Here is a 24,731-nt window from a genome sequence, read left to right on the forward strand (position 1 = left end):
GGAGGTGCAGATTGGGGCTTTTTCTCAAAAAAACAGGTAAAAAATGAAAGTAAATAAGTGGGTAGTACTGATGGTATTGATGAGTTTGGCCGCCTGCAGTAGCAAGGATGACCCGGCTCCACAAGAGCCGGGAACAAAGGAAGAAGCCAAAGAGGTGAACATCTATCCGCAGCCCCCCTCAGGCTGGCTGGGTTCTCCCAACCCGTATAATACCACGGGGTGGGTGGGAGACCTTATGCCTTACTATGATAACGGTAAGTTTCACCTGTTCTTCCTGCACGATGCCAGGGAGAAACCTGCCGGGCAGGGCTTCCATGACATCCATAAGTTTGAAAGCACCAACTTGGCAGATTACGCTTATGCGGGGCGCATGATTCCGTATGGCACCACCACGCAGCCAGATTTTGCCATTGGCACCGGTTCTACCGTGAAAGTGGGGAATACCTATTACATGTACTATACCGGCCATAACGGCATACCGGCGTTTGTGCAGAATAACCCCCGGGAGAGTGTACTGTATGCCACCAGCACCGACCTGAAAACCTGGACCAAAAACACCACTTTCAAGCTAACCGCTCCAGCCGGGTACTATGACTTTGATTTCCGCGACCCGCAGGTGTTCTTCAACACGGAGAAAAATGAGTACTGGATGCTGGTAAGTACCCAAACCAGCGCCCGCAAGGCCGTGGTGCTGCTGTTCACCACCCAAGACCCCGCGTCAAATAACTGGACCTCTAAGGGCCCGCTCTATACCACCACTCCTGAAGAGAACTTCCTGATGCTGGAGTGTGCCGATGTGTTCAAGATGGGCAATTACTGGTACCTGTTCTTCTCAGAAAACTGGAGCGGCATGACCGGCACCCGGTACCGCATGGCCAGCTCGTCTGAAGGTCCCTGGGTAAAACCCACCCATGACCTGCTGGACGGACAGTTTTTCTATGCGGCCAAAACCGCTTCTGACGGCAACAAGCGCTACCTGTTTGGCTGGACCGCCCGGAGAATGCCTGAAAATGACACGGGCAATAAGGAGTGGGCGGGTAACCTGGTGGTGCATGAGCTGACCCAGGCCCCAGACGGCACATTAGGCGTGAAAGCGCCTGAAACCGTAGCTGCTCTTTTCACCCGGGAAGCTGCGTTGCAGGTAAAAAGCAAGGTTGGTCAGGTAAGCGGCAGTGGCACTACGTACCAACTCAATGGAACCGCTTCTCCTGCGTACAACACGTTTAGCGCCCTGGCGGGCTCCAAAAAGATCACCGCCAAAATCCGGATAGAATCAGGCGCGGGAACTGCTGGTTTTGTATTTAACGCTGATAACCCCACGCAACAATCTTATAAAGTACTGCTGGAGCCCGGTAGTAGCCAACTTGCGGCCTACCAAGTCTCCGGTGCAAGTACCCAGCTCATCACCAGGGTGCCAGTGCACGTGCAGGCAGGTACCACCTATGAGGTGACCGTGGTCATCAGTGGTTCTGTTTGTGTGGTCTACCTGAATGGAATGGTCGCCCTAAGTAACCGCATATACGGCATGCCCGGAAAAGCATGGGGCCTTACCGCTACCGGAACCCAGGCTTCTTTCTCTGAGGTGAAACTCCTTGGCCCACAATAATTGACTTAAACTATACCCTCAACCAAGTCTGTTTTAGGCCTGTTTTGCTTAAAACAGGCCCCAAACATGATATCTTAATTAGAAGACCATGAAAAAGACCACTTTATTGCCCTGTCTGGTAGCGGCGTTTCTGGCAGCCGGTTGTGCCACTACAAACGTTACAAGCCCGGTGGCAACGCAAGAACAGCACCGCCCGCAATACCATTTCACGCCGCCGGCCAAGTGGATGAACGACCCCAACGGCATGGTGTACCACAACGGCGAGTACCACCTGTTCTACCAGCACCATCCCGGCGGCACTACCTGGGGGCCCATGCACTGGGGCCACGCCGTGAGCAAAGACATGGTGAACTGGGAGCACTTGCCCATCGCATTGTATCCAGATGAGCACGGTACTATCTTCTCGGGCAGTGCCGTGGTGGACGTGAACAACACCTCTGGTTTGGGTACCAAAGAAAATCCGCCCATGGTGGCCATTTACACGTACCACAATGCCGAACTGGAGAAAGCCGGCCGCATTGATTACCAGACCCAGGGCATCGCCTACAGCCTGAACAACGGCCGTACCTGGAAGAAGTACGAGCAGAACCCGGTGCTGAAGAACCCCGGAATCCGGGACTTCCGCGACCCCAAGGTAGACTGGAACGAGAAAGCCCAGCAATGGGTCATGACCCTGGCGGTGCTGGACCACATTGAGTTCTACGGTTCCAAAGACCTCAAGACCTGGAACAAACTCAGTGAATTTGGGGCAAACATTGGGGCCCACGGGGGAGTGTGGGAGTGCCCGGATTTGTTCCCCCTTCGGGTAAACGGGCAGGAAAAATGGGTGCTGCTGGTGAGCATTAACCCGGGTGGGCCAAACGGCGGCTCGGCCACCCAGTATTTCATAGGGGACTTTGACGGCACCCGGTTTGTGCTGGACAAGTCCTTTGAGCAGGCGCTTTCGCAGAAGCATGCCGTGCCTGCGGGAAAAGTGATTGCTGATTTTGAAGGCACAACCTACGGCACCTGGAAAGCCGAAGGCGAGGCGTTCGGGACTGGTCCGGCCACCGGTGGCCTGGGCAACCAGCAAAAGGTAAGCGGGTTTATGGGCCAGGGGCTGGTAAATTCCTTTGCCAAAGGCGATGGGGCCACGGGTAAATTAACCTCTCCGGAGTTTACCATAGACGCCAATTACCTGAACCTGCGGATAGGCGGCGGCAAACACCCCGGCCGTACCGCAGTGAACCTGCTGGTAGAAGGAAAGGTAGTGGGGAGCGCTACCGGAAACAACAGCGAAACGTTAGACTGGGTAGCCCTGGACACTAAAAGCCTCAAAGGCAAGCGGGCCAGGTTGGAGATAGTAGACCAGGAAACCGGCGGATGGGGCCACCTGTTGGTAGACCAAATCATGCTGGCAGACTTGCCCGCCAAACCCAGTCCGGACGGCATCTGGGTAGACTACGGCACCGACAACTACGCAGGGGTAACCTGGGCCAACCTCCCCAAAGCCGACGGCAGACGTGTGTTCCTGGGCTGGATGAGCAACTGGCTCTACGCCAACGAGGTGCCCACCGCTTCCTGGCGTAGCGCCAACACCGTACCGCGCGAACTTACGCTGCGGCAAACCCCTGAGGGCATCAGGCTGTTCAGCACCCCCGTGAAAGAACTACAGAAACTCAGAACCGGGACGGTAGCCATCAAGGCGCAGGAAGTAAAGGGCACCTTGTCCCTCAGCGACCGCTACAGCCTCAACACCCCACTATTGGAACTGGACCTGAACCTCGACGTGGCCAAGGCCCAGGAAGTAGTGCTGCGGTTTTCCAACACCAAGGGCGAACACCTGGATGTAGGGTATTCGGTAGCGGAGCAGGAACTCTTCATTGACCGTACCAAGGCCGGCAAAACCACTTTCAAAGATTCCTTCGCCGGAAAGCACACGGCCCCTCTGCCCCTGGAGAACGGCAACCTGAAACTGCACCTGTTGCTGGATGTAGCCTCCGTGGAAGTCTTCGCCAACGAGGGCAGAACCGTAATGACCGACATCTTCTTCCCCAATGAAGATTTCACCAAAGTGGAGTTGCTCACCACCGGGACCGTGCAGCTGAAAGACAGCAAAGCCTACAGGCTTAAACCCGCCGAAATCAAAAGCGCTCCTGCCGCAACCGTGAAACGCTAGTTCCAGGCAAAGCATTATCCTGAGCGAAGGCTCCCGTAGGTGGGAACAGCATCAACCCTTACACCCAAAAGGCTATCGTTTACCGGTAGCCTTTTTTTATTGGAGGAGAAAGTAGTGGTTTATGGAAAAGGGGCTGCTTTCAACAGCTAGGATGAAGGATTGAAGCAGTTCAGATATCGTTTCGCAAGCGGGAAAGCAACACTGTTTTTGGCCCGTTTTTCCAATTCCGCCCTTGAAACAGATCGCCCGGGCAAGGTGGGTGGCACCTGAAACTGTATCAATGACTGCCCTTGATTAGTTACTTCCAGACTGAGGCAGAATTTTCAAATGCATTATGCTTCTTCAATGCCATCCAGCCGCTTGGTGGAAAGACGCCCCGATGTTCACGTAAGCAAGTGCTTCAAAGCCAGTCCAGCTTAGTTCCTTTTCCTCAGAAAGGGAAAACCTTAGGCCCTAGCGGGCGAAAGAGCCGGCAAATTGGTTGGGAACACGGCGTATAATTCTTTTATTTGTTACTTAAGGGTCCTGGAAGAAAACGCCGGCAAGGCTTTTTCTCACCGCTTCGGTTGCATGGGGTTTCTGTTCTGTAAACCTGGTGCTGCCAGAGGGCGCTTACCCCAGTTCAATCGCACAATCGTAAACCTGTAAAATGCCTTATTACTCCAACGTTGCCGGCAAGGGAAAATCCTTGCTCTTTGTAATTCTCTTTTTTGTTGCCGCTGCCGCCCATGGCCAGGTACGGCTTCCGCGCCTGGTGAGCGATGGCATGGTGCTGCAACGCGATGCCAAAACCAGGATCTGGGGCTGGGCCGCTCCCGGCGAGAAAGTCACGGTGAAATTCAGGGGCAAATCCTATAAGGCCACTACCGGGGCCGATGGCAAATGGGCAATAGCCCTCAAGCCCATGAAAGCGGGCGGACCCTACACCATGGACATTCAGGCCAGCAACCAGATCACCGTCAAAGACATTTTGCTGGGAGATGTGTACCTGTGTGCCGGGCAGTCCAACATGGTGCATCAGATGTCTTTGCACAACATCACCTACGCCCAGGACATCGCCACTGCCAACTATCCGCAGATCCGGCACTTCTGGATTCCCACGGCCACGAACCTGGCAGGCCCCGCGCAGGATCTGCCGCCAGCTTCCTGGAAGTGGGCAAACCCGCAGGATGTGAATAACTTCTCGGCGGTCGCCTACTTCTTCGCCCGCAAGCTGTACCGGCAATACGGCATTCCCATCGGCTTGATCAACGCAAGCGTGGGGGGCACCCCCATTGAAGCCTGGATGAGCGAAGCCGGTTTCAAGGAGTTTCCGGCCATTCAGGCTACCATCGCCAAAAACCAGGACACAAGTTACGTGAACGGCATAGCCCGCCGCGTGCAGGCCGCTGCCAATGCCCGCCCGCCAAGAGTGGAGCAGGACAAGGGGCTTACCGGCGCCGTAAAGTGGTATGAAACCGCCTATCAGCCCAAGAACTGGCGCAACATCAACATACCGGGGTACTGGGAAGACCAAGGCATCAAAGACCTGAACGGCGTGGTGTGGTACCGCCGCGAAGTGGACGTGCCGGCAGCCATGGCGGGGGTACCGGCCAAGGTGTTCCTGGGGAGAATTGTGGATGCCGATGTGCTCTACGTGAACGGCCAGGAGGTGGGCAAAACCACCTACCAGTACCCGCAGCGCAGATACAGCCTGCCGGCCGGCGTGTTAAAGCCCGGTAAAAACCTGTTTGTGGTACGGGTGACCAACCAGGGGGGCAAAGGCGGCTTTGTGCCAGACAAGCCCTACTTTATAGAAGCCAACGGCCAGACCCTTGACCTGAAAGGCACCTGGCAGTACAAAGTGGGCGAGGTCTTTCGTCCGGCCACCGGCGGGATTGAGGGCGGCATCAACGCCCAGAACCAGCCCACCGCCCTGTACAATGCCATGGTGGCCCCAGCCACCAATTACACCTTAAAAGGATTCCTCTGGTACCAGGGCGAAAGCAACGCCGGCAACCCGGCGGAGTACAAAAAGCTACTGCCCGCCTTGATCAGCGACTGGCGCGCCAGATGGGGACAGGGCAACCTGCCGTTCCTGTACGTGCAGCTTCCTAATTTCATGGAGGTCAACTATCTGCCGTCTGAAAGCAACTGGGCCCTCATGCGGGAAGCGGCCCTGCAGACCTTATCGGTGCCGAACACGGCCATGGCCGTCACCATTGAACTGGGCGAGTGGAACGACATTCACCCCGACAACAAGAAAGACGTGGGCGAGCGCTTGGCCCTGGCTGCCCAGAAACTCATTTACGGCGAGAAAAAGCTGGTCTCATCGGGGCCGCTCTACCAGTCGTCCACCGTTGAGGGCAACAAGATCATCCTGAGCTTTACCAATGTGGGCAGCGGCCTTACTTCCCAGGATGGCGAAGAACTAAACTGGTTTGCGATTGCCGGCGAAGACAAGAAATTCGTTTGGGCCAAAGCCAGAATTGAGGGCGACAAGGTGGTGGTGTGGAGCGACGAGGTGCCCGCCCCCAAGTGGGTCCGCTACGCCTGGGCCGATAACCCAGACGGGGCCAACCTGTACAACAAGGAAGGCTTGCCCGCCTCGCCTTTCCGCACCGACCAATAGGCCGAAGACCCATCTTTCAGGCTCTTCCAGCTTCAATTCGCACTGGCTTGGGGGTGCATTGCAAGGATTCCTCCGGAGCGAACAGCAGCTGGAACTCCTGACACTAAAAGAAAACGTAGCTTAACCCTTGAAACAGCCCGGAATACTCTTCCGGGCTGTTTTTGTTTTTGCAGTACCGCAGGGATTGCAGAAGTGCACTACCAGTTTAATTACTCAGTTTTAAGTATTGTCTCTAGGCCAGTGGAGCGATATTTTTAGTTGTAATCTGAGAATCTGTTGCCGGACCTACCTCAGGAACCACATGGGTTCCTTCCTTGCCCCGCGTAGGGCTATGTCTTTAGCCTTTGGTCTTGCAAACGCCTCCTACCGCTGCCTTTTCCCTTACAGTCCACGCTTTTTCAATTTGAGGGCGTCTTCGGCGCTCCTTTGTTTTGGTTAACAGGAGCAGGGCCTGTTTTTCGTCTGTTTCCGGTAAAACGCGGCAGAAACGGCGCCTTCAGGGAAACTCCAAGTCAGGCCCCGATTCTGTGCCTTTTTTCTAAAAACAAAGGAAAACCTCAGGAGGTAGCAGGGGAGGCAACCAGTGGGATGAAATCTGAAAGTTACATGTAGCGTTAACGCCCTGTTTATGCCCGGTCCAGCCATCCATCACCTTATCGCGCAGCGGTTAGCGGCTGAAATAAGCAACCCGGCCCACGCCCTGCACATGGGCCCCGGACCCGAAGGGTACAGCGAGCTGAAGAAACTGCTGGAAGACAAGGCCCACCTGCCTTACCTGTTCCTGGGTTGCCAGGGGCCAGACTTTCTCTTCTTCAACACCAAAGACATGGACCCCATCCTGGGCAGGTTTGTGGAGGCGTATTTTAAGGTCTATGACTTTATAGAAAGGTTCAAGCAGAGCCTGCTGCAAGCCGTCCCCCAACCTATCCTGGCTAAGTTGAAGGAGCTGGACGAGGCCGCCAACGCCGTCATAGAAGACTCTGCCCTGCTCAGCAGCCTGCAGAAAGACTTTGAAGCCATCAACAAGCTCCTGGAAGGTCTTATGGGAGACTTGACCGAGGCCGTGAAGGAGTATGTTTCGGAGTTTCAGTTGTTTGATCAGCTGGATCACCCGTACCGCGATGGAGTGAGTAAGGCCGCCGGGGAAAGCTGGTGGTGGTTTGACGCCCTGCATTACCGCAAAACCGGCAAATTCGCCAAGGCCCTGCTGGACCTGTCCCGGGGAACGCCGGAGCACCTCTACGCCCTGGGCTACCTGACGCATTTTGCCGCCGATACGGTGGGGCACCCCTACGTGAACATCATCTCGGGCGGGCCATACCGGTCCCATGCGCAGCGCCATAAAACCGCCGAGAACTTCCAGGATGTGTTTAACTTCCACCACACCACCGCCGGTGACTTTAACCGGTCGCGCCTGCATGCGCTGTACAATTTCAACTACACCGGTACAATCAAGGAGAAAGAAGGATTAGCGGACGAAGTACCCGACCCCAAAACCAGCCTGCCCGAGCCCCTGGCCCAGTTGATCCTCAAGGCCATCAACCAGGTGTATGAAGAAGACGGAGACCCGTCTCAAGTGGAATACGGCCGCCAGATGACCACCGAAGACCTCAACAACACCTACCGGCTCTGGCACAAGTGGTTCAGAAGTGCCACCGACACCGGCACCCTGCCCGCCCCCGTGCCGTACTCCTTCAGCAAAGAACTCAGAGAAGTCTGGGAAAAGGCCACCGATAACCTGGGCGAGGCGGGAGACTTCCTGAAGGATTCGCTGGGCAAAGCCGGCAAGGGCGGCATCTGGGGCATCCTCAAGGCCTTGGCGGCCATGGCCCTGGCGCCCATCATGGCCGCGGCCGCCATCGCCGATGGGGTGGCCGGGGCCATCGCCACCATGGGGTCGGCCACCATCCGGTACGCGGCGTGCCTTATCTATGAACAACTCTATGACGCGTTCCAGAACTTCCGCCTGGGCGTGGCCCTGAATGGCCTGGCGTTCCCCATGAACGAACACCTGGAAGAGCCCCGGTTCCGGCAGTTTTCAAATCCAGGCAATACAGATCCGGGCTTTGTCAACGCTTCCGCCATCCAGGCCTTTCTCCCCCTGAAAAGGTGGGCGGCAGAGACGGTTCCGGCCGAAATACGGGCTGAGCGGCACCTGATCTATCCCAGGTCGGGCGGTGAATTGGTACACGCGCCGGCAGCCCCGGCAAGTTACTTCACTAAGGAGGCCATGCATTACGCCTGGGGAGCCGTCGCCTATGACCACACCGCGCTGGACACCCTTGCTTCCCTGACCAAAGAGGGCGCGCCGGCGGGAGGCCCAGACGGAACCCTGCTGAACACCGGCCCCGAGTGGCTCAAGTTGGGCAACGCCCTGCAGCTGAGCCATGCCCTGTACCGCCGCTGGGAGAAAGGCCAGCCGTTCCCCGATTTTAACCTGGACGCCGACCGGGGCTATGGCTACCTGTGCTGGAGCAGGCTTAACTTGGGAGTGACGCCCCAGGTACCGGACAAGCCCGACTACCCCGAACGGATCAACCCCGCTGAGCCGGTGCACCTGCAGTTCATTCCCTAACCTAACGCGTAGCCCCATGCCTTCAGAAGAAACACTAAGAGCTGGCCAGTATGTACGGGAGTTGCAGGCCCAGTTGAGCAGAACCAAGGAAGTAGCGGTCCATGAACTGCCCGGCTTTTTTCAGGCAATGCCAGAACCGCACGATGGTGTGCCGGGCATCCCTTCTGATCACCCGGGCAACCACCAGGGGGCAACCCCTGCGGCCTTTGAGGAGAGTTCCTACCTGTACATCCGCTCCTATGATACTGATCTGGGCACAAGGCCCTGGGCCGGGCCGGAGGTGTTCTGGAACTCGCCTGATATTACGCTGTCGCCCGTGGCCGCCGCCACTGCCTACACCAAGACCCTGGAGGCGGGGCAGACCTACCTGCTGGAGTGCACGGTGCGTAACCGCGGCGACCTGATGGTGCCGTCTGCCAACGTGGAGTTCTTTCTGGCCAATCCCACGCTGGGCTTCAGCACCAAGTTTGCCAAAAAGATAGGCGTCTCCAGCGGTTGGGTAGACGCGATGGGGGCCACCAAGGTGGGGCTCAGGTACCAGGTGCCGGGCACCGAGGGCGGGCATAAATGCGTGTTCGCCAGGGTATTTTCCTTCGCCCCGGCAGACCTTCCCCTGGACGACTACCAGCTGCTGCCCGTGCACGACCGGCACGTGGCCCAGCTTAACCTGATGATCGTTCCGCAGGGAACCGTGTTCCACTTTGAGCTGATCCATCCACTAAACGCTATGGAGCACATTGCCCTGGTGCCCCTGGACCCAAGCCAGCTGTTAGCGCTAAGGCACCCCTTTTTGGCCGAATTTGAGGTAAACCAGTACGCCGCCCACCAAATGGTGGGGCAGTTACAGCCTGAGGTTTTACCCGCCAACCAGGACGGCCCGATGGCCGAGGTACGCTTGCACCAGGATTTCCAGAACCAAGGGTATTTCAGCAGTTTCTCGTTCCATTCGCAGCACCCCGAGGGCATAGACGTGCAACGGCAGGCGGAAATTACCCAGCAGACCCTGGCCGCCCTGCGTGAGCTGGAGGCGGGGCAGGCCAGGCCGTCTGTTTTCAGGGAGATTTTCAGAAATTACCGCTTATTGGGCGAACAGGCACAGCAGACCCGCTTTGCGCTACATATCCCGTATTTCGGGCTTCAGCCAAACCAGGCCGTGGGAATTCAGATCAGGAACGTCAACAGCCTTACCCAGGAACCCAAAGGAGGCATTACCCTGATCATCACGGGAGAAGGAGGGGAGTACCTGCTGTAGGGGCGGGGTAGTGGGCCCTTGCCTGGTCAGGTGCGATAGTCTAAAACCCATTCCATCTGAAAGCCCATCTCATAAACTACGGTGTTGCTTGTTGCGGTAGGCTGGAGAAAGTAGACAGGATAAAAAACGAAAAGCCGGAAAGAACACATCTTACCGGCTTTTTCAGGTGTACCGGAAAGCCAAAGAAGGAAAGTATTGATCATTTGAGCACGTAACCACCGGTCAGATGGCCCACCCCATGTTGTTGCTAGTCCTGGTTTCAAGTTCACGTTCATTTCCTTATCATCTGTGGGTTTGGTTTTTACCGGAACCCGTCTGATATTGGTTGTTCATCTGGAAATACTTCCTGAGCATTTGAAGTAAGAACTTGCCTTCCCCCTGAACATCAGATCTGCAGGTAGCTGACCGCCCATAGATACCTGATGTTCTGGTGGCTGGAGGAAAGCCCAGTGTTCCAGATCGCCCTCCCTGGCCATGCGATTGCTGCGCACCGGGTTGAAGGGATTTGAAATAAACATCAAACAGATAAAGATGCCCGCAAAACCTACTCCCGCAAGTGTACTGTACATGCTGTTACTGACCGGTGCGGTCGTCCTGGGGCCAAGGCATGCGGCACAGGCCCAGTTGGGTAATATCAAGAATGATAGGTTCTGGAATACAAAAGACGGACAGCCTATTTACAGCCAGGGCGGTGGTATCTTCCGGTTCCCTGATCCTGTTACGGGGGCAGTGAAGTACTTCTGGTATGGCGTGCAATATGAGGAAGCCGCCCTGTATCGTGAGAATCCCTCCGTTACGCTGCCCACCAGCACCTTTAAGTCGGTTACCTGTTATACCTCCACTGATCTGGTAAACTGGAAAGCTGAGGGAGACGTGTTGACTAAAAGCAATATTGCGGACCCCTGGCGCCAGACCTGGGTTGGCCGCTTGGGCGTGGCGTACGTCAGGGAGGTGAACCAGTACGCCATGTTTGTCCAATACGGCAGCAGAGTGCTGGTCGCCCTCGCCGATTCTCCGGTAGGCCCGTTCAAGCGGCACCAGGAAATCAACATGGAACCCATGATTGGCACCACCAACACCGGCGACCAGACGGTGTTTACCGATGAGGATACTGGCAAGTCGTACCTGGTGTATTCGTATGGCAAAGGACGGCACAAGATTTACGTCTCGGAGATTGGCGTAAAAGACGGAAAGGTCACCCTGCTGGACTGCACCCAGATATTTAAGGGGGCGGGCCGCGAAGGAAATTGCATGTTTAAGTACCAGGGAAAGTACTACATGGCCGCGTCTGATCTGTATGGGTGGGACTCTTCACATGCGTATTACCTGGTGGCCGATGACATCAGGGGACCTTACCTGCCCACTGACAAGATGTTGGTGATGAACGGGGTTACCGATGACTTCTCGCATGTGACCCAGACCGGCTTTTTTGTGACCGTGAAAGGCAGCAAACAAGAGACCGTGGTGTACTGCGGCGACCGTTGGGCAGATTTTGCGGGCAACGGGTTGGGGTACAACCAATGGGTTCCGCTTTCATTTGAAGGAAGTACGCCCCATTTCAACTCGCTCCACTCCTGGAACCTGAACGAGAAAACGGGCAAGTGGGAGGTAGCCAAGGATAACAATTATGTGAAGAACGGCAGCTTTGAGGCCGACCGTAGGGCCATCCCCAGCCCGGTAAAACCGGTCCAGGAGCAACTGACCGGTTGGGCCACCATGGTGCTGGCAGGGAACAAACTGGAAGTAGGCGCCGCTGATTCGCCGGTCCTGAACCACATGAACACGGAAAGCGAGCGGAAGGAGGTCATAGGCGAAAAGAGCCTCCAGCTCAGTGACAAAGTAGCCTTTAAACGGAAAACATTTCAGGTGATTGCGTCTTCCCCTTACGTCACACTGGAGGACGGGCGCTACACCCTCACCGCCAAAGTGAAGAACAGCGGGGGCTTCGCCAAACTGGAAATGTACGCCCAAAGCAACGGCAAATTGGTTCAGCACAGCATTCAAGAAGAAAACGCCACCTGGAAAACAATTCAGCTAAAGGATATCTCAGTAAAGGGCGGCAAGGTGGAAATCGGGTTTGTGGCAGATGGCCAGGCACATGCCTTTTGCTATGTAGATGATGTAGCACTGGTTAGAACCCGCTGAGGCAAGTTCTGGCAGGCTTTTTTTGCCCTGGCGCAATCCTGACAATTGGCAACTCCTTTGCCGTACGGGTTGGTTGCTTGGTTTATCCGGAGCTCAGCGGTTACCTCTCCAGTTTAGTCCGTCAGGATGATGAACAGAGGCAGGGTAACCCCGCTAAAGCTGCGGGACTGTGTCTGATTTTAAAAGTGTCTGAAAAACAATTGTAGATTTACAGGCAGCAGTTTTTCCTGATAGTGAACATAGATACGTATGAATAAGAAACTTTCGCGCATAGCTTTCCTGACCCTTCTTTCCCTCTGCTGGACCTTGCCTTCGCTTGGCCAGGGTACCGCCCGTAACCCCATCATCCACGCCGATGTGCCCGATCTGGCCATGATCCGGGTGGGGGACACTTATTACATGAGCAGCACCACCATGCACATGAGCCCAGGGGTGCCCATCATGAAATCAAAGGACCTGGTGAACTGGCAACTGGTAAACTACGCCTATGATACCTTGGCCAATGTGGATGAGTTGAACCTGACGAACGGAAAAAGCACCTACGGTAGAGGCTCCTGGGCCAGCAGCCTGCGGTACCACAAGGGCACGTACGTTTTGACCACTTTTGCGCAAACCACCGGGAAAACCCATGTGTACACCACCAAAGACATCGAGAAAGGTCCCTGGAAGGCAATTTCTTTTCGTCCGTCTTACCATGACCATACCATCTTCTTTGATGATGACGGGCGGGTGTATCTGATCTACGGTGCCGGTAACCTGAAAATACTGGAGCTCCAAGCAGACCTTTCCGGAGTAAAGCCAGGCACGGAACGGGTACTCATTGACAATGCCAGTGCTCCGGCCGGACCAAATGTGGGTTTACCGGCCGAGGGGTCTCAGCTTTTCAAGGTGAACGGGAAATACTACCTGTTCAACATCGCCTGGCCCAAAGACGGCATGCGGACGGTGATTGTGCATAGAGCAGATAAAATCACCGGACCCTATGAAGGTCGGGTGGCCCTGCAGGACAAAGGCGTTGCCCAAGGTGGACTGATTGATACCCCAGGCGGTGCTTGGTACGCGTATCTGTTCCGGGATTATGGGGCCGTGGGCCGCATCCCGTACCTGGTGCCGGTGAAGTGGCAGGATGGCTGGCCCGTTTTGGGGGTGGACGGCAAAGTGCCCGATGCCCTGAACCTGCCTGCCAGCAAAGGCCTGATGCCGGGCATTGTGGCCTCAGATGAGTTCACCCGCAGGAAAGGCGAGGTGGCCCTGCCGTTGGTCTGGCAGTGGAACCACAATCCAGATAACAAACTCTGGTCCGTCACGAAGCGGAAAGGCTATCTGAGCCTGACCACTGGCCGGGTAGATACGTCCTTCCTGCTGGCCAGAAACACGCTTACCCAGCGCACCATCGGGCCGGAAAGCACCGGTTCCACCCTTGTAGACGTGTCCAACATGAAGGAGGGCGATTTTGCTGGTCTTGCCTTGTTGCAGCAACGGTATGGTTTAGTGGGGGTGAAATCTGAAAACGGGGCCAAATCCATTGTCATGGTCAACGCCCAATCCGGAAGACCGCAGGAAGTCGGGCGTATTCCCCTCCAGCAGAACAAGGTGTATCTGAAGGCAGAATGCGATTTCAGGGAGCGGAAGGATGTGGCGAATTTCTTCTACAGCCTGGACGGGAAGACCTGGACCAAGATCGGCTCGTCGCTGAAGATGGCTTACACCATCCCGCATTTCATGGGTTACCGCTTCGGGCTCTTCAACTACGCCACCAAAACGCCCGGCGGCCAGGTAGATTTCGATTATTTCCGCATAAACGGGCAAATAACCCAAGCAGAGTAACCGCCACTTTCAGCAAGATTGAGGGTGGCTTTCAAAGTAAAAGCGTGTTAAATATGACTAATCCTTTCAAGACAATCAGCTGGGTGGGGGCACTTTGCCTGGTGCCGGGTTTTGCCCAGGCGCAGAATCCCATCATCCAGACCACCTATACCGCCGATCCGGCACCCATGGTGTATAACAACAAACTGTACCTGTATACCAGCCACGATGAAGACGAATCTACCTGGTTTACCATGAACGACTGGAAGTTATATACCACTGATGACATGGTGAACTGGACGGATCACGGCACCATTCTGTCCTACTCTGATTTTAGCTGGGCCAAAATAAACGCGTGGGCGCCGCAATGCATAGAACGGGGAGGTAAGTTTTACCTATATGTTCCCTTAACTACCCATGATAACCAAATGGCCATTGGGGTGGCGGTAGCTGATAGTCCGTACGGGCCATTCAGAGATCCGCTGGGCAAGCCCTTAATTCAAAGCGGAGGGGGTGACATTGATCCTAATGTGTTCATAGATGACGATGGGCAGGCCTATCTTTATTGGGGCAACCCCAAGTGCTACTACGTCAAGCTGAATGAGGACATGATTTCTTACCAGGGAGAAGTGGTGAAGGTGCCCAACACGGTAGAATCGTTTGGCAAGCGCGAGGGCAACCCGGAAAGGCCCACCACCTACGAGGAAGGCCCGTGGCTCTACAAGCGCAAAGGGTTGTATTATCTGCTATACGCCGCAGGCCCCATTCCAGAGCATATCGGCTACTCCACCAGCTCCAGCCCTACAGGCCCCTGGAAATACCAGGGGGTGTTGATGCCTACCGAAGGCGGCAGTTTTACCAATCACCCGGGCCTCATTGACTTCAAAGGGAAGACTTATTTCTTCTATCACAACGGAGCCTTGCCGGGTGGCGGCGGTTTTACCCGCTCCGTTGCGGTAGAAGAAGTGGCGTTCAAAAAAGACGGTACCATACAGCCCATGAAAATGACAAAGGGAATTACGAAAGGGTTGGCCCCTTTAAACCCATTTGTGAAGAACGAGGCAGAAACCATGGCCTGGTCTGAAGGGGTGAAATCCGGGCAGAATGAGAAGGTTGGCGTATTTGTGACCGCCCTGCGGAACGGCGCTTACACCAAAGTAAAAGACGTGGATTTTAGAAAAACAGGCGCCTCCAAATTGACGGCCCGGCTTGGTACCACCCATAACGGCCATGTGACCATGGAAGTCAGGTTAGGAAGTGTGGAAGGCGAGTTGATAGGTACCGTGAACGTGCCGCTCACCGGCGGGAATGACAGATGGGCCCTGGTTTCCACCGATGTAAAAAAAGTAACCGGCGTTCATGATGTCTATTTTGTCTTCAAAGGAAAAGCAGCCAGCAACATCCTGTTTTTCGACTACTGGAGATTTTCAGAATAATCATTAATCCAATCAACCTTTTCCTGCTCTCCTGTTTTAGGGGAGTTTTCAGGAAAATACGCTTAAAACAAACACCTAATAATTAAAGATGAAGAGAATTAAAATTAGATCTGCTCTTAACGGAAAAGGCCGGGTAAGCTTGCTCTGTGCACTTGTGGTCATGTGTTTTTCAATCGGGTTTAACGCAAACAGCCAAAATCTGAAAAAACGGGCTCAAAACGCCCCAGTGTTTTCCAACTCTGTCTATGAGGGGAATGATCAGGTATACAAAAACTATCCGTTAAAGGAGGGTGAATTCTACAACCCTATCTTACAGGGGGCTTATCCAGATCCCGCCATCACCCGCAAAGGCGACGACTATTACCTGGTAGCTTCCTCTTTTGCCATTTTTCCTGGGGTTCCCGTTTTGCATTCCAAGGATCTGGTGAACTGGACGCAGATCGGGCACGCGTTGGACCGCGTTTCGCAGCTAAACGTGCATGATACGCCTATCAGCGCCGGTGTGTATGCCCCGGATATAGAGTATAATCCCAACAATGACACGTTCTACATGATTGTGACGGCTTTTGCCGGAGGGGCAGGAAACATTGTGGTGAAATCCAAAGACCCGGCCAAAGGATGGAGTGAGCCCTACAAGCTGAAATTCGGCGGAATAGATCCCTCTATGTTCTTTGATGACAACGGGAAAGCCTATGTGGTGCACAATGATGCCCCGGATAAAGGAACAGAACTGTATGAAGGCCACCGCGTGATCAAGGTGTGGGAATATGACCTTGCCAAGGACCAGGTCATTGCCGGCACCGACAAGATCATCGTGAACGGTGGCGTGGATATCGAGAAAAAACCGATCTGGATTGAGGCCCCCCATATCTACAAGAAGAACGGACGGTATTACCTGATGTGCGCCGAAGGCGGTACGGGCGGAAACCACAGCGAAGTGGTGTTCGTGAGCGATTCTCCCATGGGCCCCTATACCCCGGCTCCTAACAACCCTATCCTGTCCCAGAGAAGTTTGAACCCCAACCGGACTAACAAAGTGGATTGGGCCGGCCATGCCGATCTGGTGCTTGGTCCCGATAATAAATACTGGGGCGTGTTCCTGGCCATCCGCCCAAATGAAAAGAACAGAGTCAACATTGGACGCGAGACGTTTATCTTGCCGGTTGACTGGTCAGGGGAGTTTCCTATTTTCGTGAATGGCCTGGTTCCACTGGAGCCAAAGCTGAAAACCCCGGCAGGAGTGGTGAACAAAGCCGGAAAAGAAGGCTTCTTTCCCAACGGGAATTTCACCTTCACCGACAACTTTACTTCTAAGAACCTGGATTACCGCTGGGTGGGTTTAAGAGGGCCCCGCGAGGCGTTTATTTCTCCATCCAGGAAAGGTTTGCAGATCAACCCCTTCCCAACAAACATCAAGGAGCTTAAACCTACGTCAACGCTCTTCCTTCGTCAGCAGCACAACAGTTTCTCCTATACCACCACCCTTGATTACAAGCCGGCCTCAGAAAAAGATCTGGCAGGAATTGCGTTGGTGCAAAGCGAGAAATTCAACTACGTGTTTGGTCTCACTAAAAAAGGCAAAGACAATTATCTGGTGCTGGAAAGAACCGAGAAAGGAGTCTCTAAAATCATTGGTAGCCAGAAAATAGAGGTCAAGAAACCTATCCAACTCAGGGTAAAGGCCGAAGGAGATGCCTACCAGTTTAGCTATTCCACCAACGGAAAAGACTTCGTGGACCTGGGCGGCCCCGTGTCGGGTGATATTCTCTCCACCAATGTGGCCGGTGGTTTTACGGGTACTTTGATTGGTTTGTACGCCACTTCTGCCAATGATGCCCTTCCCCAGTAGAAGGCCTAATTACTTTAGAATCCATACACGGTGACAAGGGAGATTTGTCTACGGCTTGGGTAGACGGAACTCCTTTGCTCGCCTTTCAGAATTACATAATCCTATCAATTAAGAAGCTTATTAGAGTTTTTATTTCAGGTTATGGCGCAAGCGTCCGCTCGTGCCTTTAAATATTAAGCTTCTGTTTCAGAGCTGTTTTTGGGAAAAAAGCCCCGAAACGGAGTGACCAGCGGCCGCTTGCGCCAGATCAAGGCGTTCATCCTTCAGAAATTGCATAACCCTATTAAATAGTTAAACGCATACCTATCCATCATCTTTATGCCTTATAAACCGATACACTTAGCGAAAGCGTGGCTTTTCGCCTCCTTCCTGATTTTTGCCGCCCCAGTCATGGCGCAGGACGGTACCATCTATCCCCTCAAAGCCCCTGCCGAGCCCAAAGCCATTCCGCTGGGTACGGGCGGGGTAGATGACCAGAAAGCCCCTGAGACCTGGTTCAAGCAGTGGGGCGATCCCATGGCAAGGAACATCTCCACCGCAACCCTGACGCCCTTTCTGCCTGCCCCGGGCAAGGCGAATGGCACGGCCGTAATTGTGGCACCCGGGGGCGGTTTCCGGTGGCTCTCCATGAGCAATGAGGGCTGGGAAGTAGCCCAGGCACTGGCGGATAAAGGAATCGCGGCCTTCGTGCTGAAGTACCGGCTGCACCCCACGCCGGAATCGCTGGAGGACTTCAAGGCCTGGATGGACCGGCCCCGCAATGCCCCAGCCCCCTCCACCACTGCCTCAGCAAGTGCCACCCCGCCCAGCATGCCGCAGTTAGACCTAACGAACCAACTGGAGGACGCCGAGGCAGCCTACGCCCTGATCCTCAAGCGGGCCAAGGAGTGGGGGGTTGATACGGGCAGAATTGGCATGATCGGCTTTTCGGCGGGTGCCGGTCTCACCATGCACTCCACCCTTAACTCCAAGACCATGAAGCTGGCCTTTATTGGACCGATCTACGGCGGTATGGGTCCGGTGGAGGTGCCCAAGAATGCGCCGCCCATGTTCAACGTGATCGCCACCGATGATTTCCTTTTCCGCGGTCAGTTCGGGGTGGTGGACTCCTGGTACAAAGCGGGCATCCCAGTGGAGTTTCATCTCTACCAAAATGGAGGGCACGGCTTCGGCCTCGGCAATCCCGACAGAACCAGCAACCGCTGGTTCGATGCCTTCATGCATTGGCTGGAGGTTAATAATTTCCTCAAGCCCCAGGCTAAGAAGTAGTCAGACGCCTACTGGATATGCAACACATCTAACACTGACAAATGAACCGACGGCTATTCACACCAATAAATAGCCGTCGGTTCATTTGTCAGGAAAACAACTTCAGCCATACTCCTCCCGGAGGAGAGTGGTCTTGCTTTCATCAAGGAAGCATCCTGGTAGGAGAAATTTCAAGAGCCTGGTTACTGTAAGGCAAGAAAGGCTTATTACCTGAATTTTGCCCACAGGCAAACCTTGCCTAAACCATGGGTAGCAATGTACTACCTGTGCACCAGAAAATGTAACCTAGGTTTCCCTTGCAGGCTGAAAGCAAGGGCCATCCAAGGAAAAGCTTGAACTTACTCAATCGCCTTGGTCATTAAGCGCTCCAAAGCCACTAATAAAGGCTATTGTATCTGGCCTGTTTCATCAAACTGCAGTAACACCGGTACATCAATGTAGCTATAGCTGCCTTCTCTTTGGTCTACACGGTTTGCCAGCATAATACTCCCCCCGTTCTTAAGCGCATGAATAGTGACGGGCCAGCTGTCTGAGCAACAGCGGATGCCGCCGCTTTGAAGAGTTTGTGAACCGTCTAGACGGCCTTCCCACTTCTTTATGCCTTCGGGGCTCAGGCCAGTCACACTTGCTCTAAATCCATTTCCCCATTCATGATTTAACACCACCAGGTTGCCTGCTTTTGTGCCCGTGTGGGCGTAGGTAGTATTGCTAAGCAGCTTTCTGTCCAGAAATGCGCCTGTTGCAGAAAAGAAGTAGAGCCCACGGGCATTGGAATTGATGACTACGTATTGCCCGTTCTGCAACTTTGAGATTTTTGTATCCCAGAGATTGTCTGAATTGATTGCCCAGGCAATAGTGTTTTTCCAGGTGAGGGCCCCGTTGGTATTAAACTTAGCAATGACCAGAGAGTCGCAATAAGAACAGGCAAGTCCTTCAGCACCTTTCCCTTTTAGGCCGGCAAGCACATACCCGTCATTTTCCACTACTGTATTGTAGGCCTGCTGCATAACCACCTCCTCGTTTAATAACTTCTCCCACACCTTGTTGCCTTCTGCATCTGTTTTTAAGAGAACAGTTTGTGGGGTGCCGTTGGTCCCAGCGATTGGGTTTCTGGAGCCCGTTAGCAGATAGCCATTGTCTGGGGTGGGCACCGCCTTGGAATAGCTGTTGTTTTCTCCCAGTTGACGGGCCCAAAGGAGGGTACCATTCTGGTCTAGCTTGATCAGTTGGTTATTTTGCCCGGCACCGGTGGTTGTTCCGGTAAGTACCACGTTGCCGTCGTTTGTGGCCGAGATTGAGTTAAATCTGGTAGTGGAAGGGTACGTTTTTATACTCACCTTGTTCATGTTCTCGTCCAGTTGCATGAGATAGGTAGTAGCTGGTTCTGTATAAACGGTTGCATCATTTTGCCTGCCCAGAAGCAGAAATCCCCTTACAGTTTCCACTACATCAATGGAACTGTTGTTCACGTTTGGCCCTAGGGCTATATTCTTTTGCCCGACAACGGCCGTAATGGTAACGCTTGCCGTGTCGAAGGCTTTATTATAATTGGCTGTGATGAGCTTTACCTTGTACTTCCCTTTTTTAGTATAGGAATGCACAGGGTGCCGTTCTGTGGAGGTGGTTCCGTCTCCAAAGTCCCATTGGTAGCTACTGGTTTGAGAAGAATCAGAGAGGTTTTTGAAGTAGACGGCAGAGTCCAGCAGCACCACCGATGACTCCCTTCTGAGCTTAGGGTAGTTTGGCTCAGCAATGTATGTTTTAAAGCTACTGGTGGGCTGCTCTATCCGCACAAAGATATCTTCTTCTTTTGAGCACCCAAATCCAATGGCCGCCATGACTAGCAGCAGTATGGTGAAAAGTTTGTTCCCGGTTCTGAGGCACATAGGCATCTATAGTACATTAATTTTTTCCACGAAGAAATAAGAATCTGCACTGAACTCTGGCTTGGTCAGGCAAATGAGTTGGTTGCCATCTCTGAAGATGCGGTATGGCTTCAAAGAAGTGGCGTAGGTGTTGGTGATGGTACCTGACGGGTAATCAATGGCTACAATTTTATTCTCATTGTTCAGTACACCATAAATCAAACTACCACTGCCGTTAAAAGCAAAGTCCAAGTAACGCCCATTGTATGTATAGCTGGGGGCCAAGACTTTCTCATACTGCAGGTTTTTGTTATAAACAGCTCCGGAACTGGCTGTGATGAAGCGCTGCCCATCCGGGAAAGCCTTCACAAGGGCTGGGTCTAGCGGGTGGTCGCCATGGTAGGAATCCTCGCGTTTGGCAAGAGGATTGCCTGATGAGTTAAACCGGTAATAGGTTAGGTCGGTGGGTAAAATATTTGTGGTAATATCAATTAATTCGATGTCTGCGGTCTGGCTGACAGGGTTCTTCAGGAGAACCAACCGGGTGTTACTCCAGGTGCCTGTTCTGCCCACCAGCTTCAGCGTGGCCCGGTCGTAAACCTTCAGAGAATTGTCATCCATCCTTTCAAAGCTCAAATCAGAGGAGGAAACAAAAAGCTTTCCGGCCTCTTCAACCACAGAGGTGACTTGGTAGCCTCCTATATATAATTTCTCTTTTGTTTCCAGGGTAAGAGCGTCCAGAATGTAGAGCCACCCATTGGCATCGGGCACGTAAAGTTCGTTCAGATAACCGCCATAACTGCCCAGGGCACTGTAACCAATCGGACCTTTCAGGTCTAGTTTCCTGATTGCTTTATTTGTCGCGTAGTTAAAGATGATTATAGTGCCGGTGCCCATGTCACACAGATACAGATAATCTTTGTCTGTGTTGATGAGGGCATCATTAAAAAGGCCAACATTGGTGATGTCAGGCCTGGTGTAGGAAGCGCCACCGGCCGCATAAGTGGCAGTGTCCGTTGAGAGGTACAGCTGGTAGACTACCCGCAGGGAGCGAGGCATGTCCCGCTCCATGTACGTAACAGAATCTGGGCTGTCAAAGCTTTTCAGTTCTTTGCGCTGTTGAATCAACTGTCCATTCTGCAGTACGGTGGCATACCTGAATAGGCTATACTTTTTGAAGTCGCTCGCTCCGTATTTGTCCCACCGCAAGCTGATAGTGGAATCATTGTACACCTGGTCCACTTTCAGGGTAATGTCCCTGGCTTTAGGCTTGATTTCTACAATTTCATTTTCAATTATTTCACAGGAAGCGAGAAATATAATGCCCAATAGCAGGACTAAGGTTTGTTTCATAGAATTCCGGTATATAATAGAATGTAAATATATCCTATTAAATTAGATAATAGGATTATGGCGCAGGCAGGTATTGTCTGAAACCAAGCCGAATCTACTTTTATATGCGTGTAGGAGCCGAAACATAGCTGATTGGCCATAGGGTACAGGTGGGTTCGATCTGAAAGCTTGGGTTAGCGGCACACGTTACTGGTATGATTGTTTACTCCCGCAGACCCGTTATTTCCTACTCTACAAGTTGGACAAGGACCCATGGAGCAGGAATGGCTACGGAATGCTTCTTGTAAATGGAGGGGAAAAAGTACCAGTTGTATCTGACTGACGAAGTGTAGTAAGCCGAAATGGGTAAAGCAACAGAGAGTGATAAAACGCTTGGGAAGAATCAGCGTTTGATTAGGCTCATGTTAGAAGGAGGGGAGTCAGAAGATAGGTGGCAAATGGAAATTAGATAAACTTACGCTGACTGGTGGCTAACAAGATGCGACAGGAATCAGAAATCCTTGAGCCATTTCATTTTTGTGCCTGAAGAGCAATAAAAAAGCCCCTCAGAGTTAACTGAGAGGCTTTTGAGTAGACCGTAGGATGGAATTATCGAACTTTATCCACAATGAATTAGTGGAGTTTGAAGAGTATTTGCAGTAGGGGAGAGGAGATCTGACTTCCTAAATTAAGCCTGTTTAACGTAAGAGTGGTTATAGGCTGAGTAAGAGCCACCCAGCCTATAACTCTTTTTATGTAACACCAACCTACCAGGCATTCCCTTCCAGGAAGCAGTATATCCTATGGTTTGCCATTTTCAGACGGAGGATTGGCGAGCAACCGAACCTGGTACTCCTGCCTTAATCCAGCCGGGAGAGGGCCTCGCCAGCGGGGTTGGAATGAACTCTGATAGCCATCCTGTTAAAAAACAGGTTTTCTTTCTCTTTAAAAATCAGTCACATACTAATCAACACCTAAGCAGGTAAAATAAAATACCGATTTCCCTTAAGGATTCGCCTCTTTCCCCGACTAACCGGGAAACACCGAGCATCTTGAAAGAGCAGTTTCTCTCACTCATCGAAAACCACCAGGGCCTTATCCATAAGGTCTGCAACATGTACTGCAGTTCCAGGGAAGACAGGGAAGACCTGTTCCAGGACATCGTGCTGCAGCTCTGGCGTTCCTACCCGTCGTTCCGGGGAGGCTCCAAGGTCACCACCTGGATGTACCGGGTCGCCCTCAATAACGCCATCACCAGGGTCAGGAAAGAGTCCAGGGCGGGGCGGTTCGCCGAGCTTGGTCCCGAGGCGTTCATGGTCCCGGCCGTGGAGGGTGACTCCGGCGAGGAGATGGCGGCCATGTACCGGGCGATCCAGCGGCTCTCCCAGGTGGACCGGGCCCTGACCCTGCTTTACCTGGAAGACTGCAGCTACCGGGAGATGGCCGAGGTGCTGGGGATTTCGGAGTCAAACGTGGGAGTCAAACTCAACAGGATCAAGGGGCAACTGAGGACACTGGTAAGCATAGAAGAATAGCATGGAACTGGACGAATTCAAAGAACGCTGGGGCGCCGCCCGGAAGGAGGCACCCGACCAGCAGGGGCATACCCGGAAGGCCATAGACAGGATCATCAGAAGCAACACTGGCTCCCTGGGGGAACTGAAGGGAAAAAGTGCCTTCTGGAACAGGGTCGGCGGATGGAACTCCGCCCTGATGATCCTATTAGCGATCGGTTACCTGGTTTGGCAATACTATAGGGGCGTCGGGGGCTATACTTTATCAGCGAAGCTTCCCCTGGTCGCGGTCTTGGTTGGTTTTGCCCTGTTCTCAAGGTGGGCCTACAGCCGGCAGGAGGAGATCTTCACGGAGAATACCGACGCCAGCTCGAAAGAGGCACTTAGGAAGATTCTTTCGGATTTCAGGAGCTATTACCGGTTCACCAACCTGGTCTTCCTCTTTATCTCCCCGGTGGCTTTCTACGCGGTGTTCGCGGTTTTTCTTACCGGCTCCGGCCTGTCCGTAACTGCGGTCATTCTGGCATCCACTGCCCTAACTGGCATCTCTTTCCTGCTCAGGTATTGGTATTACAGGGCTGTCTATTTCAAAAGGATAAAGGTGATGGAATCAAACCTACGCGAATTGGAAGATACCCCCGGATTCTGATCAGATTTTTGATGATAGAGGTTGGCAGGCAGCACCCCACCATGGGTAATTAGGAAACAAGCCTAGCCCCTGATTGCACCGACACCGGGAGGGTCGGGTGCAGGGATTTAACTTTTTAAATAGAAACCATGGAAATAGACCGATTGAAACAAAGGCAGGGCCTTGGGCCGAGTACCAAGGTAGGCAAAGCGCACCTTCAATTTGAAAAGCTTCTGGTTGAATTGTCGAAAAGGGATTTACCTTACGGGGTTACTGCTTCGATAAACAAGGACATAGAAGAGGTGAACTCAATCCCCGATTCCGGGGACATGCTGCTGAGAGGCATCAAAGAGAAGCAGGCCGGGATTGTCAAGCTGGTTGAGCAAGAGCTCAAGCTGGTCCCCAAGTCCCACTACCGAAACCTTTGGCTCGCGGTCGGTATGTCCTCCATCGGGTTACCGATCGGGGCCGCCTTTGGATTGGCCTTGGGGAATATGGCTTTCCTGGGGTTAGGACTACCCCTGGGCCTGGCAATTGGCAGTGCGGTCGGTGCGCGAATGGACCAAAAGGCCTTGGAGGAGGGAAGGCAGCTTGACCTGCAAATCAAATAACCTATCACAGCTTGGGGTAGGCGCAAGGCGGCCAGAACCGACGGAATGGGATTTTCCCTGAAATTACCATAGGG

Annotated in this window: 15 protein-coding genes; 13 read left to right on the forward strand and 2 right to left on the reverse strand. The window is 53.4% G+C overall.

Going from position 1 to position 24,731, the window contains the following annotated elements; translation table 11 throughout:
- Positions 1-43: 43 nt before the first annotated feature.
- The 10 genes from JT718_RS10185 (at position 44) to JT718_RS10230 (ending at position 18,707) form a co-directional block, all read left to right on the forward strand.
- Positions 44-1,606: a glycoside hydrolase family 32 protein gene (locus JT718_RS10185; protein ID WP_205502320.1), complete on the forward strand. Its 1,563-nt coding sequence runs from the start codon at positions 44-46 to the stop codon at positions 1,604-1,606.
- 88 nt (positions 1,607-1,694) lie between these two features.
- A complete protein-coding gene (locus tag JT718_RS20720; RefSeq protein WP_205502322.1) occupies positions 1,695-3,764 on the forward strand; it encodes a glycoside hydrolase family 32 protein in 2,070 nt (689 codons plus the stop codon).
- 649 nt (positions 3,765-4,413) lie between these two features.
- Positions 4,414-6,375 carry a sialate O-acetylesterase gene (locus JT718_RS10195; protein WP_205502324.1) on the forward strand — a complete coding sequence of 654 codons (1,962 nt, stop codon included), beginning with the start codon at positions 4,414-4,416 and terminating at the stop codon, positions 6,373-6,375.
- Between the two features lie 628 nt (positions 6,376-7,003).
- Positions 7,004-8,950 (forward strand): zinc dependent phospholipase C family protein, encoded by a 1,947-nt coding sequence (locus tag JT718_RS10200; RefSeq protein ID WP_205502327.1) that lies wholly within the window; start codon positions 7,004-7,006, stop codon positions 8,948-8,950.
- Between the two features lie 16 nt (positions 8,951-8,966).
- Positions 8,967-10,202, forward strand: a complete 1,236-nt coding sequence (locus tag JT718_RS10205; protein ID WP_205502329.1) for a hypothetical protein — start codon at positions 8,967-8,969, stop codon at positions 10,200-10,202.
- A 531-nt stretch (positions 10,203-10,733) separates the two neighbouring features.
- Positions 10,734-12,347, forward strand: coding sequence for a family 43 glycosylhydrolase (locus JT718_RS10210; RefSeq protein WP_205502332.1), 1,614 nt, complete (start codon positions 10,734-10,736; stop codon positions 12,345-12,347).
- 249 nt (positions 12,348-12,596) lie between these two features.
- Positions 12,597-14,174, forward strand: coding sequence for a glycoside hydrolase family 43 protein (locus JT718_RS10215; RefSeq protein WP_205502334.1), 1,578 nt, complete (start codon positions 12,597-12,599; stop codon positions 14,172-14,174).
- A gap of 53 nt (positions 14,175-14,227) precedes the next feature.
- Positions 14,228-15,589 carry a glycoside hydrolase family 43 protein gene (locus tag JT718_RS10220; protein ID WP_205502336.1) on the forward strand — a complete coding sequence of 454 codons (1,362 nt, stop codon included), beginning with the start codon at positions 14,228-14,230 and terminating at the stop codon, positions 15,587-15,589.
- Positions 15,590-15,749: 160 nt separating this feature from the next.
- Entirely contained in the window at positions 15,750-17,438 is a 1,689-nt protein-coding gene (locus tag JT718_RS10225) for a glycoside hydrolase family 43 protein (protein ID WP_240337034.1), read from the forward strand.
- 318 nt (positions 17,439-17,756) lie between these two features.
- Positions 17,757-18,707: an alpha/beta hydrolase gene (locus JT718_RS10230; protein ID WP_205502340.1), complete on the forward strand. Its 951-nt coding sequence runs from the start codon at positions 17,757-17,759 to the stop codon at positions 18,705-18,707.
- 386 nt (positions 18,708-19,093) lie between these two features.
- Here JT718_RS10230 and JT718_RS20660 read toward each other — a convergent pair whose 3' ends face one another.
- Together JT718_RS20660 and JT718_RS10240 are read right to left on the reverse strand one after the other, a co-directional pair.
- On the reverse strand, positions 19,094-20,545 hold the full coding sequence (locus JT718_RS20660; RefSeq protein ID WP_262897346.1) for a PKD domain-containing protein: 1,452 nt from the start codon (positions 20,543-20,545) through the stop codon (positions 19,094-19,096).
- 54 nt (positions 20,546-20,599) lie between these two features.
- Positions 20,600-21,925 (reverse strand): YncE family protein, encoded by a 1,326-nt coding sequence (locus JT718_RS10240; RefSeq protein ID WP_205502344.1) that lies wholly within the window; start codon positions 21,923-21,925, stop codon positions 20,600-20,602.
- Between the two features lie 1,031 nt (positions 21,926-22,956).
- Between JT718_RS10240 and JT718_RS10245 the strand changes: the two genes are divergently transcribed.
- The 3 genes from JT718_RS10245 (at position 22,957) to JT718_RS10255 (ending at position 24,657) form a co-directional block, all read left to right on the forward strand.
- The gene (locus JT718_RS10245; protein ID WP_205502346.1) at positions 22,957-23,439 is read left to right on the forward strand and encodes an RNA polymerase sigma factor; all 483 of its coding nucleotides are present in this window, start codon (positions 22,957-22,959) and stop codon (positions 23,437-23,439) included.
- A 1-nt stretch (position 23,440) separates the two neighbouring features.
- Entirely contained in the window at positions 23,441-24,067 is a 627-nt protein-coding gene (locus JT718_RS10250; protein ID WP_205502348.1) for a hypothetical protein, read from the forward strand.
- A 128-nt stretch (positions 24,068-24,195) separates the two neighbouring features.
- Positions 24,196-24,657, forward strand: coding sequence for a hypothetical protein (locus tag JT718_RS10255; RefSeq protein ID WP_205502350.1), 462 nt, complete (start codon positions 24,196-24,198; stop codon positions 24,655-24,657).
- The last annotated feature ends 74 nt before the right edge of the window (positions 24,658-24,731 follow it).

Origin of the sequence: Rufibacter psychrotolerans (assembly GCF_016924645.1) — a bacterium.
Lineage (GTDB): Bacteria > Bacteroidota > Bacteroidia > Cytophagales > Hymenobacteraceae > Nibribacter > Nibribacter psychrotolerans.

What these genes read in the sequence shown, in the direction of transcription:
- JT718_RS10210 (WP_205502332.1), top strand. Translation starts at nt 10,734, where the DNA reads ATGCCCGCAAAACCTACTCCCGCAAGTGTACTGTACATGCTGTTACTG.
- JT718_RS10195 (WP_205502324.1), top strand. Translation starts at nt 4,414, where the DNA reads ATGCCTTATTACTCCAACGTTGCCGGCAAGGGAAAATCCTTGCTCTTT.
- JT718_RS10215 (WP_205502334.1), top strand. Translation starts at nt 12,597, where the DNA reads ATGAATAAGAAACTTTCGCGCATAGCTTTCCTGACCCTTCTTTCCCTC.
- JT718_RS10205 (WP_205502329.1), top strand. Translation starts at nt 8,967, where the DNA reads ATGCCTTCAGAAGAAACACTAAGAGCTGGCCAGTATGTACGGGAGTTG.
- JT718_RS10255 (WP_205502350.1), top strand. Translation starts at nt 24,196, where the DNA reads ATGGAAATAGACCGATTGAAACAAAGGCAGGGCCTTGGGCCGAGTACC.
- JT718_RS10220 (WP_205502336.1), top strand. Translation starts at nt 14,228, where the DNA reads ATGACTAATCCTTTCAAGACAATCAGCTGGGTGGGGGCACTTTGCCTG.
- JT718_RS10225 (WP_240337034.1), top strand. Translation starts at nt 15,750, where the DNA reads ATGTGTTTTTCAATCGGGTTTAACGCAAACAGCCAAAATCTGAAAAAA.
- JT718_RS10185 (WP_205502320.1), top strand. Translation starts at nt 44, where the DNA reads ATGAAAGTAAATAAGTGGGTAGTACTGATGGTATTGATGAGTTTGGCC.
- JT718_RS10200 (WP_205502327.1), top strand. Translation starts at nt 7,004, where the DNA reads ATGCCCGGTCCAGCCATCCATCACCTTATCGCGCAGCGGTTAGCGGCT.
- JT718_RS10240 (WP_205502344.1), bottom strand. Translation starts at nt 21,925, where the DNA reads ATGAAACAAACCTTAGTCCTGCTATTGGGCATTATATTTCTCGCTTCC.
- JT718_RS10250 (WP_205502348.1), top strand. Translation starts at nt 23,441, where the DNA reads ATGGAACTGGACGAATTCAAAGAACGCTGGGGCGCCGCCCGGAAGGAG.
- JT718_RS10230 (WP_205502340.1), top strand. Translation starts at nt 17,757, where the DNA reads ATGCCTTATAAACCGATACACTTAGCGAAAGCGTGGCTTTTCGCCTCC.
- JT718_RS20720 (WP_205502322.1), top strand. Translation starts at nt 1,695, where the DNA reads ATGAAAAAGACCACTTTATTGCCCTGTCTGGTAGCGGCGTTTCTGGCA.
- JT718_RS20660 (WP_262897346.1), bottom strand. Translation starts at nt 20,545, where the DNA reads ATGGCGGCCATTGGATTTGGGTGCTCAAAAGAAGAAGATATCTTTGTG.